The organism is Pantoea sp. CFCC18177 (genome assembly GCF_059412425.1).
Genome location: NZ_JBNBPL010000004.1, coordinates 134,034 through 147,499, shown reverse-complemented (window position 1 = coordinate 147,499; position 13,466 = coordinate 134,034). Strand labels below are relative to the sequence as shown.

Here is a 13,466-nt window from a genome sequence, read left to right as displayed (position 1 = left end):
GGACAGAAGTAATGAAAAATATAATAAGTTATTTGCAACAGCATTCAGGCGAAATTCTCTCGGATATCAAAACCTTGGTGGCAGCAGAATCTCCGTCAATGAACAAGGCCGCAGTGGATCGCTGCGGCGAGGTACTACAGGCGATTTTTGCTGAACGTCTGGGTGTGAACGCTGAGATTGATGTACAGGAAAAGTACGGTAACCACCTGAAGTTTACCCTTGGCACGGGCAGTGAGCAGACTGTGGTGCTGGGTCATTTTGATACCGTCTGGGATGAGGGCGAGCTGGCTATTCGCGAGGAAGAGGGCAAGCTTTACGGACCTGGCGTGCTGGATATGAAAGCCGGGCTGGTGCAGGCCATCTGGGCGGTGCGTGCCTTACAACAGCAGGACCTGCTGGCAGGTAAGCGCATTGTTTTCCTGTGTGGCAGCGACGAAGAAGTGGGCAGCCCCAGCTCCAGCGACTGGCTGTCCCATCACGCTATGGGTTCAGCGCAAGTGCTGGTGGTTGAGCCTGCGGTGGCGGGCAGCGGTGCGCTGAAAGTGGCGCGTAAAGGCACCGGGCAATATCAGGTCGCCATTACTGGCTTAGCCGCGCATGCAGGTAATAACCCGGAAGAGGGTATTAGTGCGGTGCAGGAGATGGCACATCAGGTGCTGTTCTTGCATGGGCTGAATGCGCCAGATCGCGGTACTACCGTTAACGTGGGGATCGCGCAGGGCGGCAATCGCGTTAATGTGGTGGCCGATAAAGCGGTGCTGGGCATTGATACTCGCGTCACCAGCGAAGAAGAAGCACAACGTATTCATGCTGAAATTACCCAACTGCAGCCGCATCTGCCGGGCATCAAGCTCGAAGTCACGGGTGCACAGTCTCGTCCGCCGATGCGTCAGAATGCGGAGTCATTGGTGTTGATGCAGCGTGCTCAGTCCGTTGCTCAACAGCTTGGTTTCACGGTGGAAGGCAAATCGGTTGGCGGTGGCAGTGACGGTAACTTTACTGCCGCTTTAGGGATTCCAACGCTGGACGGTCTAGGCGCGACGGGCGCGGGCATTCATGCGCGTCATGAGCATATTCAGATTGCGGATATTCCTGCGCGTGCGGCGCTGGTGGCGGGTTTGATTCTGGGGGATGCCGATGTCACAGGTTAATGTAGAGAAACACGCGGGCACCCAACCCACACCCGCCAAGAGCGAGCAAAGTCCTTACCTGCTGCTGTTTATTATTCTGGTGCTGGCGGCTGTCGCCACCTGGATTATCCCGGCAGGCAAGTTTGATCACGAAACCCGCAACGGTGTGACATTTGCCATTAAGGGAAGCTTGCATGAAGTGGCGCGCACGGGTGTGTATCCCGGCGAAATCTTTATGGCTATTGTGCAGGGCGTGATTAAAGCAGCACCAATCATTTTCCTCATCCTGTTTACCGGCGGTTTGCTGGCGGTGATTGAAGCCACAGGCGCGATTGCTACCGCACTGAACTCGCTGTCACGCAGCACCAAAATCAGCGACACCCGTCTGATTCTGATCTTTGGGGTGATTTTTGCCATCCTAGGCAGTACTGGCGTGGTACAAAACTCGGTAGTGGCCTTTGTGCCGATTGGTCTGCTGGTGGCGCGTTCACTTGGTTTGCCGCCAGTGATTGGTATGGCATTGGTTTACCTGACCTGTGCGGCAGGCTTTAACGTCGCGTTCTTAGGTCCAGCGACCACGGGACTGACCCAGCATCTGGCGCAGTTGCCACTGTTCTCCGGCATGTTATTGCGCGGCATCACCAACCTGCTGTTTGTGTTGACGGTAGCGATTTATTTAATCTTTACCGTTAAGCGACTGCGCAAAAATGGCCATGTGCGCGCGGATATCCAGGTTGAAAATGCCCCGGTAATGGCGATTACCGGTCGTCATAAATTGATTCTGGCGACCTGTGCCTTAACGCTGCTGCTGTTTATGGTGGGAACGGTGCAACTGCACTGGGCGACCAATGAGATGTCAGCAATGTTCATCATTTTGTCGATTCTGGTGGGGTTGATTGGCCGTATGTCGGGTTCTGCGATTGCCAACACCTTCCTGAGTGGCTGTTCTCAGCTGGTGAAAGGCGGCTTTATCGTCGGGATGGCGGGCGCGATCTCTGTGGTGTTGCAACAGGGTAATATCCTTGATCCTATCGTCGGCTTCCTGTCTGATCTGCTGGCGCCGGTGCCACCTGCCATTGCGGCGGTGGGGATGTTTATTAGTGCTGCGCTGATGCATTTCGGCATTTCATCGGGCTCGGGCGAGTCAGCTCTGCTGATTCCGATCTTCTCACCGTTAGGCGATAATCTTGGGCTGACGCGTCAGGTCACGGTGCAAACGGTGTTGCTGGGTGAGGGAATTGTGAACTCAATTAGCCCGACGTCTGGCGTACTGATGGCGGCGCTGGCAACGGCGAATATCTCGTTCGGGAAATGGATCAAGTTCGTTGCACCCGTGGTCGCTATCTGGTTTGCGATTTGCGTGGTGACCTTGTTGATTGGCGTGGCGATTAACTGGGGTCCTTTCTAAATAACGGATGCCACAGCGGCGGCATCGAAAAATATGAAAAAGTTGGCGGCCTGACAGGTCGCCAATAAAATTTGGCTCAAAGGTTGCGGCCTAGAAATATTGTGGTATGGTAAGTTCACGATTAATTCACCGGAGTGTATGTCGCAGGCCTGAAAACAGAAGCAAGGTCTGTCACCCAATATCATAATGATGAATGCTGACTTATCGTTTTTCACCACTTACAACACCCGTCTCCGTTACGCGCGCCATTATCTCCAGCAGTAGCCTTCAACTCTCAGTTATTCCCTCTTTTATCTCTTAATTGCAGAGATATTCTGACGCCATTCATTGGCATTAAAAAATAATAAGGTTTCCATTATGACCAGGAAAAGTCTGCTTGTTGTTTCTCTCGTTGCGTTAATCAGTTCATCTGCAGTGTGTGCTGCCGAATTACCGGGCAAAGGCGTCACTGTCTCGCCGGTGCAGAGCACCTTGCCAGAAGAATCGTTTCAAACTGAATTGATTAACAGAGCGTTAGAAAATTTGGGTTATGAAGTCAAGCCCACGGAAGAGGTCGATTATAACGTGGCCTATACGGCGATTGCCTCCGGGGATGCCACCTACATGGCGGTGAACTGGGAACCGTTGCAAAAAGATATGTATAACGCAGCGGGTGGCGACGCGAAATTTTATCGTCAGGGCACCTATATCAGCGGTGCGGCGCAGGGTTATCTGATTGATAAAAAAACCGCCGATAAATACCACATCACGGACATTTCACAGCTGAAAGATCCGAAACTGGCGAAGCTGTTTGATGCGAATGGTGATGGCAAAGCCGATCTGGCCGGTTGTAATCCTGGCTGGGTATGTGGACAGGTAATTAGCGCGCAAATCACCGCCTACGGCCTGAATAATACCGTGCAGCAGAATCAGGGGAATTATTCTGCCATTATTGCTGATACCCTGACGAGATATAAAACCGGCAAGCCGGTGCTCTATTTCACCTGGACGCCTTACTGGGTCAGCGATGAATTAAAACCGGGTAGAGATGTGGTGTGGCTTACGGTTCCCTTCTCTGCCACGCCGGGTTCACAGAAAAATGAAAATACGGCCCTGCCGAATGGCAAGAATTATGGCTTTAAGCCCAACAACGAACATGTTGTCGCCAATAAAGCCTGGGCGGAAAAGAATCCGGCAGCCGCCAAATTGTTCGCAATCGTCAAACTGCCACTGGCTGACGTGAACGCGCAGAATCAACGTATGCACGCGGGTGAATCTTCGAGCGACGATATTCAGCGCCATGTCGATGGCTGGATCCACGCCCATCAGGCCACTTTCGATGGTTGGGTGAAAGAAGCGGCAGCAGCAGCCAAATAACGCTGATATGACTCACGCCCTGTGAGAGTGCAGGGCGTGACGTGTTTTTAACGCACCTCATTCACATACATAAAGTGCTCGGTACTGAATCGATGGTGCGCCAGAATCACCGGGATTGCGCTCTGGTCAAATGACACTTCATCAATCACCATAACGGCTTGCGGTAACGTCAGTTCCAGCAAGGCGGCATCTTCCTCATCAGCGAGCTGTGCGGTGATCTGTTCACGTACTGCGGCGACGCGCAAATCGTAGTGCTCAAACAGATACCGGTACAACAGCGGTGGCAACTGATCGGGGGGTGGGAAATCGGGTAGACGCGCGGCTGGCAACACCAGGCGTTCATGCATGGCAGCCATTCCTTTTACCCGACGCTGTCGTTTCAGGCGAATCACTTCATCACCCTCCACAATTTGTAGTTTCTCCGCTTCAACCTGCGTGGCTTGACCGATCTGATAATCCAGCAATGTGGTTTCAGATTGCAGCAGCCCGCCTGCCTTATCGTGCAAGCGGAAATACTGGAAGAAGTGACTGAGATTGTGCAATGGCGCCCAGCCAGTGACCACCGTGCCCGTTTTCCGTCGCCGCATCAGCATCCCTTCCGTGGTCAGCGCGGCCAGCGCTTTGCGCACCGTGCCCACCGACACACCAAACTTCGCTGCCAGGCTATTTTCGCTCGGCAAAATGGTGCCAGCGGGTAACTCACCTTGCAGGATGGATTCACTGATATGCCGCTTCACCACTTCATACAGCGGTGCGCCTTCGCCTTCACTGAGCCGAGTGAATTGCGGTGTGTCGCCTGCGTCATAGTTTTTTTGCATGTTTCTGATTACCGATTGACCTGCGTCGTTAAATTGCATTATCTATAAACTATATAGAAATACAACAGACGAACATCCTATGTTGCGAAATTCTTGCCTTAACAGTGCGATAGAAAAAATAGCGGGTGATGCCGATCAAATCACTGACGATATGCGGCGCATGTTAGCGGTGGATACCTGCTTCCCACCGGGCAACGGATACGGGCAATTTGCTGACCTGATGATGCAGTTGCTAACGCCGATGAATTTCAGTTGCCAGCGTATTTCCGTGCCCGAACATCTGTGGCAGGCACCGGATGGTAGCGCGCAGGGCGAACGAGTGAACGTCCTTGCGACACTCAACAGCGGGGCGGCAGAAAACTGCAATCTCTACTTCCATACCGATACCGTACCTGCCGGTGATGGCTGGCGTTTTCCGCCACTGGCGCTCACGGTGGCAGAAGGCAAGCTGTATGGACGTGGTGCGGCAGACATGAAAGGCACCATCGTGGCGGCGATGGCAGCGGTGCGCGCAGCGCAGGCCTGTAATCTGCCGTTGCGCTTCAACCCGGTTTTCTTGCTGTGCACCGATGAAGAGGGCGGCCTCTATCCCGGCATTCGTTACCTGGCGGAACAGCAGCTGTTCTCCGGGCACTTGCTGAGCTTCAACGGCGGTGCGGTGCCGCGCATTTGGGCGGGCTGTTTTGGCAGCATCGATCTTAAAGTGGTGATCACCGGGCGCTCAGCGCACTCCGGCGATCCGCTGCTGGGTATCAATGCTATCGAAGCGGCACTCCCCTTGATGAACGCCCTGTACCAACTCAAAGGTGAAGTGGAACAGCGCACCTCAGCGATGCCATCACCGCCGCATTATCAGGGGCAACCACTCACCTCACTGCTGACCCTGGCCTCTGCTCACGGCGGCAGCAAAGGCTCCACCATCCCGGAACGGTTTGAACTGCTGATCAATCGCCGCTATGCGCCGGAAGAAGCATTTGACGATGTCTGGCAGGAACTCACGCAGTGCATCGATCAGGCGATGGATGGCAGCCGCGCACTGGATGTCAGCTTGCAGTTGATTGGTCATCTCGCCCCGGTTGCCGATCCTTACGGCCCACACTGGCCGCGCTGGCAGGCCGCACTTACACAAGGTTTCGGCTTCCCCCGTGAGGCGTTTAAACCCTGGGGTTCATCCACCAGTTCTGACATGGGCTGGGTACAACAGGCCGGTATTCAAGAGATTTTACTCGGCGGCTTAGCCCGCCCCGATAACCGCATTCATGCCGCCGATGAGTTCACAACGATGGCAGATGTGATCGCACTTTCGCAGTCCATTTTGGCGTATCTCGCCGATGATTTTCAGCCAACCCAGGGTATTTAACTCATTAACGAGGAAGAGAAGATGTGCGCAATGAAAGGGTTAAACCGCAGACAGTTTATCGCCAGCTCAACCGCTCTGACCGGTGCAGCCATGCTGCCCTGGTCGTTCTCGGCCCATGCCGCGCAGGTCGCCAGTGCCACGCCAGGCGGCACACCGCGTAAAGGCGGCGTGCTGCGTATCAGTGTCGATCAGGCCGTCAGCGTGCTGAATCCGCATCAGGTACGCGTCAACCCGGAGTATCTGGTGGCGGAGTTGCTGTACAGCGGCCTGACCCGCCTGACACAAGAGATGAAAGCCGAAGCCGATTTGGCGCAATCTTGGCAGGCAAGTGACGATCTCAAGCAGTGGACTTTTACCCTGCGGCCCAACCTCAAATTTAGCGACGGCAGCCCCTTAACCTCTGCGGATGTGGTGGCCAGCCTGCAAGCTCTGCTTGATCCGAAAAATGCTTCACCGGCGTTACACAACATCGGCCCGATCAAAGCAGTAAGTGCCAAAGATGACAACACCGTATTGATTGAAACCGACGCTCCCTACGCGGATTTGCCGGTGATGCTGGCCTATCCCGATGCCAAAATCATCCCCGCCAGCATTGCCCAAGGGCAGTTCGATAAGTTGAGCAAAGCCTCGTTGGGCGCGGGTCCGTTCATGCTGGTTTCTTACGATCCTGAACGCAAGATTGTGGTGAAGCGTAATCCGCATTACTACGATCCGACGCGCCCGTATCTTGATGGTGTCGAAGTGGTGGTGTATCCCGATGGTATCGCAGAGAGTTCAGCACTGATCTCGGGCGATACCGATTTGATGTTGAGCGCGCAATCGAGTGAGTTCGCGCGTCTTTCCAAGTCATCCGGTGTTTTGCCACTGCGCGTTGCTTCCGGCCAGTTCCTCAACGTGAACATGGGCTGCGATCAAAAACCCTTTAACGATGTGCGCGTGCGTCAGGCTCTGGCACTTTGTGTCGATCGCCAGGCGTCGGTGGATTTTGTTGCCGATGGCCTCGGCTCACCGGGTAATGACACGCCGATCAACGCGGCTTATCCATACTTTGCCAACCTGGCAAAGAAAGCGGTGGATTACAGCAAAGCCAAAGCGCTGCTGGCCGAAGCAGGCTATCCCAACGGCCTCGACCTCACGCTGATCGCATCGGACAAACCTGCGACCCGTACGCAATTAGGTATCGCGCTGCGTGAAATGGCCAAGCAAGGCGGTTTCCGCATTGAAGTGCAAACCATGGCGCACAGCACCTATCTCGATCAGGTGTGGAAAAAGGGTAACTTCTACGTTGGCTTCTACAACATGCAGCCGACGCCAGATGCGGTGTTTTCACTGCTCTACACCTCAACCGCATCCTGGAATGAAACGCGCTGGAACAACGCCGATTTCGATAGCGCCGTGAACGCCGCACGTGAAACCCATGACGATGCGCAGCGCACCACACTGTACGGCAAGGCGCAGCAGTTGATGCATGACGAAGTGCCGTCGCTGATCCCAACCTTCTTCGATCTGCTGGCCGCCAGCCGTGATCACGTTGCGGGCTATCACTTGCATCCACGCGGTGCGGTGTTCCGCCTTGATCACACCTGGCTGACCGACAAAGCGCCAAAACGCGCTGTTTAAGGAGAGACCGTGACCGCGAGCTATCTGCTTAAACGTCTGTTGTTGATGATCTACACCTTGCTGGTGGTGTCATTGCTGGTGTTTGGCATCACGCAGCTGCTGCCAGCGGATGCCGCTGTCACCTTGCTCGGCCAAAACGCCACGCCGGAGGCACTCGCCGCTGTGCGTGAACGTTTAGGGCTGGATGCGCCCGCCTGGCTGCAGTACTGGCACTGGCTGACGCAGGCACTGCAGGGCAATTTTGGTGTTTCGATGCGCAATGGCCTGGCTGTCGGGCCAACGTTGCTGACAGCGCTTTCTCGTTCGCTGTTGCTGGCAGCCTGTGCGCTGGTGTTGATGCTGCTGATTGCTATACCGCTGGGGATCTGGGCGGCGGTGCGCCGTGGTAAGACCGCCGATGTGCTGGTCAGCGTGATCTCCTACATCGGTATCTCTTTTCCTGAATTTGTCACCGCCACGCTGGTGCTGCTGCTGTTTGCCGATGTCTGGCAGATCTTGCCTGCTACTGGCTATGTACCGTTGAGCGAGAACGTCGTCAGCGGCGTCCAGCACCTGATTCTGCCTTCGCTCACCGTGGCGTTGATTTTGGTGGCGCACGTCTCCCGCATGGTGCGTTCAGAAATGGTGGACGTGCTGCATACCGATTACATCCGCGCCGCCTGGCTGAAGGGGTTATCGCGTCGGCGCATTCTCTGGCGTCATGCACTGCGTAACGGCTTGCTGCCGACCATCACCATAGTGGCGTTAGATGTGGGCTACCTGCTCGGTGGGATTGTGGTGGTGGAAGAGATATTCGCCATTCCAGGGATTGGCCGCGAGCTGATCGTGGCGGTACAGGCGCGCGATCTGCCCACTATTCAGGCGGGCGTGATGATTCTGGCCGCGACCTATTCGGTGGTGAACTTCCTGGCAGATTTGGCCTACGTGACTTTGGATAAGCGAATTTCCTATGCCTGAGATTGTAAAACTGTTACTGCGATCGCCACAGGGTGCGATGGGCGTGCTGATTATCCTGCTGGCACTGTTGATGGTGGTGGGTGGGGCGCATATTGCTCCCTTTGATCCGGAGTCGATTTCGATTCTGACGCGCTACAAGCCGCCGAGTGCAGAGCACTGGTTTGGCACCGACCAGATGGGGCGCGATATCTTCAGCCGGGTGATGGTAGGTGCACGTTCCACGATTTTGCTGTCGCTGCTGGCGACCGCGTTAGCGATGGTGATTGGCTCGGTGCTGGGTACGGCGAGTGCCTACCTCGGCGGCAAGATCGATGAATTTATGATGCGCACCATGGATGCGGTGATGGCGATCCCCAGCCTGCTGTTCGCGTTGCTGATTGTCAGTACCCTGGGGCAGAGCAGCATGAATGCGGTGTTGGCGATCACCATTGCCTTTGTGCCGGGCATGGTGCGCATCTCTCGCAGTGTGGCACTGGCGGCGCGTCAGCAGGATTACATCAATGCGGCGATTGCCCGTGGCGAAGCCGGGCACTACATCATTCTACGCGAGATGCTGCCGAATATTCTTGCCCCCATCATCGTTGAAGCCACTATCCGCGTTGCGTTTGCCATCATGCTGTTTGCCACATTGAGTTTCCTCGGCTTAGGCGCGCAACCTCCCGAGCCGGAGTGGGGGTTGATGGTGTCAGAGGCGCGAACCTACTTCTTCAGCGCCCCGTGGATGATGATGATCCCCGGCTTAGCTATTGCGCTGGTGGCGATTGGTTTTAATTTGCTGGGTGACGGGCTGCGAGACGTGCTCAACCCAAGGAGCCACGGATGAACGTGAAACCTGCACCGGTGCTGTCGGTGGAAAATTACAGCCTGGATTACGCGTTGCAAAATGGCCAGGCACTGCCGGTACTGCGTGACATCAGCCTGCAGGTGATGCCGGGTGAAGTACTGGGTTTAGTCGGTGAATCCGGTTCCGGCAAGACCACGTTGGGCTGGGCGATCATGCGCTGGCTGGCAAGTAATGCGCAGGAAAAATGGGGCGATATTCGCCTCAACGATGAGAGCCTGCTGAGTTTGCCGGCCCCGAAACTGATGGCACTGCGTGGCGCAAAACTGGGGATGATTTTTCAGGATCCCAGCGCCTCGCTCAACCCGACGTTGACGCTCGGTGAGCAGGTGACGGAAGTGTTGCGCCGTCATCGCGGCTTAAACGCGCGAGAAGCGCAGGAGTTGGGTGAGTCACTGCTACATGATGTTGAACTAAAGCATCCGGCGCGCATGATGCGCCGTTATCCGCATCAGGTATCGGGGGGCGAGAAGCAGCGTATTTTGATCGCCACCGCTTTTGCCTGTCAGCCGGATTGCATGATTTTTGACGAGCCGACCACGGCGCTGGACGTGATCAGTTCGGCACAAATCCTCGATCTCTACGAACGTCTGCGCGAGGAGACCGGGGTGGCTTCTCTCTATATTTCTCATGATCTGGCGCTGGTGGCGAAAGTGGCCGACCGGGTCTGCGTTCTGGATAAGGGGCGCATCGTGGAGCAGGCTGATACTCACAGCCTGTTTAGCGCACCACAAAACAGCTACACCCGCAAATTGATTGCGGCGGTGCCCAATCCTCAACAGCGGCTGATCGCGGATACCGCTGGTTCGCAGCCGTTGCTGACGCTGGACAATCTCACCATCGATTACGGCCAACAGGGCTTTCTCGATCGCCTGCTGAAGCGCGAGGCCAATACCACGCGCGCGGCCAACTCGGTGGCGCTGACCGTGCATCAGGGCGAAATTTTGGGTGTGGTGGGGGAGTCGGGTTCGGGTAAGTCCTCACTGGGCAAAGCCATTACTGGGTTAGTGCCGTTCAGCGGTGAACTGGATTTCTGCGGCTACGCATTGCAGGGCCGTGCGCAGATGGATAAGGAGTATCGCCGCCGCGTGCAGATGATTTTCCAGCATCCGGATGCCTCACTCAATCCGCGCATGACCATCGGCGAGATCATTGCGCGTCCGCTGCGTTTGTACGGTCTGCCATCGGGTGAAACCGAAGCGCAAGCGGTGGCACGCTTGCTGGAAGAGGTGCGCCTGCCAGCAGAATTTGCTTCGCGCTATCCGCATGCGCTGTCGGGCGGGCAGAAACAGCGCGTGGCCATCGCGCGCGCCTTTGCTAATCCGCCGGATTTAGTCATTTGTGATGAGATCACTGCCGCGCTCGATGTGTCGGTACAGGCCACCATTATTGAGCTGCTACTGGAGCTGCGCCGCCGCTACGGCACGGCTTACCTGTTTATTACCCACGACCTCAACCTGATCCGTCAAATCGCCCATCGCGTGGCGGTGATGTATCGCGGTGATGTGGTGGAAGTGCTGCCCGGTGAGAACATGACCGCGCTGGCGCAACATCCTTACACCCGTGCTCTGCTTGAAGCGGTGCATGTTCCCGACTTATCCCAATCCGTTGCTTAACGAGAAACGCATGAATCCTGAACAGTTAATTCATCATATTGATCGCGAGTTTTGTCTCTCTTTTCTGGCGAAAATGGTGCAACACAAAAGCTATAGTGCCACTGACGGCGAGCGCGAGTTAGCCAAATATATGGCCGAGCAGATGGCTCAGTTGGGACTGGAAAGCGAATTGCAAAAGGTACCCGGCGATCGTCTTAACGCCATCGGACGGCTGGTGGGCAGCGGTGGCGGCAACAGTCTGCTGTTTAATGGGCATCTGGATACCAACCCTGTTACCGAAGGATGGACGGTCGATCCTTGGGCGGGAAAAATTGACGACCAGTTTATCTACGGTATTGGCGTCTCAAACATGAAAGCAGGCGATGCGGCCTATTTCTGTGCGTTGAAAACCTTGATTGATGCCGGTGTGAGGCTGAAAGGCGATGTGATTCTGACTTATGTGGTGGGGGAATTGCAGGGCGGTATTGGCACACTGGCGGCGATTGAGCAGGGCGTGCGTGCCGACTACTTTATCAATGCGGAACCCACCGATCTGCAGGCACTCACTATGCATGCCGGTTCGTTGATGTTCACCATTGAGTTGACGGGCGATACGCGTCATCTGTCGAAGCGTGAAGAGGCCGTGGATGCGATTAACGCCGCCGTGGAGCTGATCCCACAAATCAACGGCATGGTTTTCAGTGGTGCGAAAAGTGACGAGCACCTGAAGGTGAACCGTGGGCACATTGGTACCGTGCATGGCGCACTGGGGCGTGAACTGGAAGAGTGGCGACCACCACAGGTGGCTGACTTCGTGCGTTTGAAAGGATCGGCACGCTTTGCGCCAGGGCAAACGGTGGAAGGCGTGCTCGCGGATCTGCAAGCGCTGCTGGATACGCTCTGCCAGCGTTATCCTGGCTTGAAAGCCGAGTTGTATGATGATGGTATCCGCGACAAACCCACCATGTTGCCGTTTGAGGTCTCGCCAGAGTCACCGATTGTCAAGGCGGTCAATCGCGGCTGGAAAACCGTGCGCGGCACCGAACAACCGACGGGTGTGATCACCCCACCGGCTTTCTTTGGCACCGATGCGGCGCATTTTTATCAGCATGCGGGAATGGAAGGCATCGTCTGCGGTCCTGGCGGAAAGTACAACACCATGCCGGATGAGCGCGTTGAGATCACCGAATTCCTCGATATGGTGCGCATCTATTTACTCGCCATCCTGGAAATCTGCCAACCAGTAGAGAGCAACTGATGATGACTGCCGCGCTGAGTCGCCTGCGCGCTGCCATGCAGCAGGCCAACGTCGAGGTGATGATCGTTGATCATGGCGAGCTGCTGGCCTGGCTGACGGGCTACACCGTGTCTGAAACCCTGTATCGCGCCTGCATGGTTCCTCTGCAAGGGGAGCCTTGGATGGTGCTGCGCCAGTTGGATGAGGCACCGTGCCGCAGCCAGTCACCGCAGCTGGTGGTAGAGAGCTATCGCGACGATGCTGATCCCTGGCTGGCAGTGGCACAGAGTCTGGTGCGGCGTGGTTATCAACAGAGTCGCATTGGGGCGGATTTCCACTCCTACGGTATGACCGTGCACAGCTGGCAGCAGCTGTCACGTCATCTTCCGCAGGTAGAGTGGCGCGATCTCAACGGCGTCAGCGACCGGCTACGCAGTGTAAAATTCCCGGCAGAATTAGCGGCCTTACGTCAGGCAGCGGCAATAGCAGATGTCACGCTGGAGAGCATTGGTAACCAGGCACTTGAGGGCTGGCGCGTGCGCGATGTCGCAGCGCTGGCTGCCGGACAGTTTCTGCAATTGGGTGCCGATACCGGGGAAACGGGACCGATTGTTATCGCCAGCGGTGATAATGGTTTCCTGCACGCCACTGGGCACGAACAGCGTTTACAGCGCGGTGATGTACTGCACGTAGAGCTGATCCCCAAAGTGCAGCACTACAGTGCGCGGCTGATGCGGCCGTTTATTGTCGGAGAGATTTCGCCTCAGCGGGCGGAACTGGCGCGGTTACTGATTGCCATTCAGGACCGCCAACTGGCGGCAATGAAGCCGGGAGTGAGCGCCTGTGAAGTGGATGCGATTGCGCGTGAAGCAGTACTGAACAGCGGATTGCGTGCTGACTATCCCAACATCACCGGCTATGCGCTGGGGCTGTATACCCGCACGCCGCGCCCGAGCGATTTTTCCTGTAGCTTCCATGCGAAAGCCGAGTGGTTACTGGAGGAAGATATGGTGTTCCACATGTATATTTCCGCGCAGAGCCTGGCCTTTAGCGAAACGGTGCGCGTGACTCCACAGGGCGCAGAACGACTGACACAACTACCGCGCCAGTTGCTGTCGCTGCCGCAAAACGAATAAACACCATG

At 55.9% G+C, this 13,466-nt stretch carries 11 protein-coding genes; 10 read left to right on the top strand and 1 reads right to left on the bottom strand.

Annotated elements, in window-relative coordinates; translation table 11 throughout:
* Positions 1-11: 11 nt before the first annotated feature.
* The 3 genes from ACPUC8_RS06190 to proX all read left to right on the top strand — a co-directional run bounded on the left by ACPUC8_RS06190 (position 12) and on the right by proX (position 3,894).
* Positions 12-1,151: a M20 family metallopeptidase gene (locus ACPUC8_RS06190; protein WP_039330132.1), complete on the top strand. Its 1,140-nt coding sequence runs from the start codon at positions 12-14 to the stop codon at positions 1,149-1,151.
* Positions 1,138-2,538 (top strand): YfcC family protein, encoded by a 1,401-nt coding sequence (locus ACPUC8_RS06185; protein WP_082672305.1) that lies wholly within the window; start codon positions 1,138-1,140, stop codon positions 2,536-2,538. The genes ACPUC8_RS06190 and ACPUC8_RS06185 overlap by 14 nt, the downstream gene beginning before the upstream one ends.
* A gap of 357 nt (positions 2,539-2,895) precedes the next feature.
* On the top strand, positions 2,896-3,894 hold the full coding sequence (gene proX, locus ACPUC8_RS06180; RefSeq protein WP_494925782.1) for a glycine betaine/L-proline ABC transporter substrate-binding protein ProX: 999 nt from the start codon (positions 2,896-2,898) through the stop codon (positions 3,892-3,894).
* Between the two features lie 47 nt (positions 3,895-3,941).
* On the opposite strand, the gene ACPUC8_RS06175 is transcribed toward proX, so the two are convergent.
* Positions 3,942-4,712, bottom strand: a complete 771-nt coding sequence (locus tag ACPUC8_RS06175; RefSeq protein WP_494925781.1) for a GntR family transcriptional regulator — start codon at positions 4,710-4,712, stop codon at positions 3,942-3,944.
* A gap of 79 nt (positions 4,713-4,791) precedes the next feature.
* Between ACPUC8_RS06175 and ACPUC8_RS06170 the strand changes: the two genes are divergently transcribed.
* Genes ACPUC8_RS06170 through ACPUC8_RS06140 form a run of 7 tightly spaced genes read left to right on the top strand, consistent with a single transcriptional unit; the run spans position 4,792 to position 13,458 of the window.
* Complete coding sequence (locus ACPUC8_RS06170; protein ID WP_494925780.1) at positions 4,792-6,072, top strand: M20 family metallopeptidase; 1,281 nt, start codon at positions 4,792-4,794, stop codon at positions 6,070-6,072.
* 21 nt (positions 6,073-6,093) lie between these two features.
* Positions 6,094-7,692 carry an ABC transporter substrate-binding protein gene (locus ACPUC8_RS06165; RefSeq protein WP_494925779.1) on the top strand — a complete coding sequence of 533 codons (1,599 nt, stop codon included), beginning with the start codon at positions 6,094-6,096 and terminating at the stop codon, positions 7,690-7,692.
* Positions 7,693-7,701: 9 nt separating this feature from the next.
* Complete coding sequence (locus tag ACPUC8_RS06160) at positions 7,702-8,649, top strand: ABC transporter permease (RefSeq protein ID WP_494925778.1); 948 nt, start codon at positions 7,702-7,704, stop codon at positions 8,647-8,649.
* Complete coding sequence (locus ACPUC8_RS06155) at positions 8,642-9,472, top strand: ABC transporter permease (RefSeq protein WP_494925777.1); 831 nt, start codon at positions 8,642-8,644, stop codon at positions 9,470-9,472. Before ACPUC8_RS06160 ends, ACPUC8_RS06155 begins: the two co-directional genes overlap by 8 nt.
* A complete protein-coding gene (locus ACPUC8_RS06150; protein ID WP_494925776.1) occupies positions 9,469-11,106 on the top strand; it encodes a dipeptide ABC transporter ATP-binding protein in 1,638 nt (545 codons plus the stop codon). Before ACPUC8_RS06155 ends, ACPUC8_RS06150 begins: the two co-directional genes overlap by 4 nt.
* 10 nt (positions 11,107-11,116) lie before the next feature.
* Positions 11,117-12,343 carry a M20 family metallopeptidase gene (locus ACPUC8_RS06145; RefSeq protein ID WP_494925775.1) on the top strand — a complete coding sequence of 409 codons (1,227 nt, stop codon included), beginning with the start codon at positions 11,117-11,119 and terminating at the stop codon, positions 12,341-12,343.
* Positions 12,343-13,458 carry a M24 family metallopeptidase gene (locus tag ACPUC8_RS06140; RefSeq protein WP_058972341.1) on the top strand — a complete coding sequence of 372 codons (1,116 nt, stop codon included), beginning with the start codon at positions 12,343-12,345 and terminating at the stop codon, positions 13,456-13,458. Before ACPUC8_RS06145 ends, ACPUC8_RS06140 begins: the two co-directional genes overlap by 1 nt.
* The last annotated feature ends 8 nt before the right edge of the window (positions 13,459-13,466 follow it).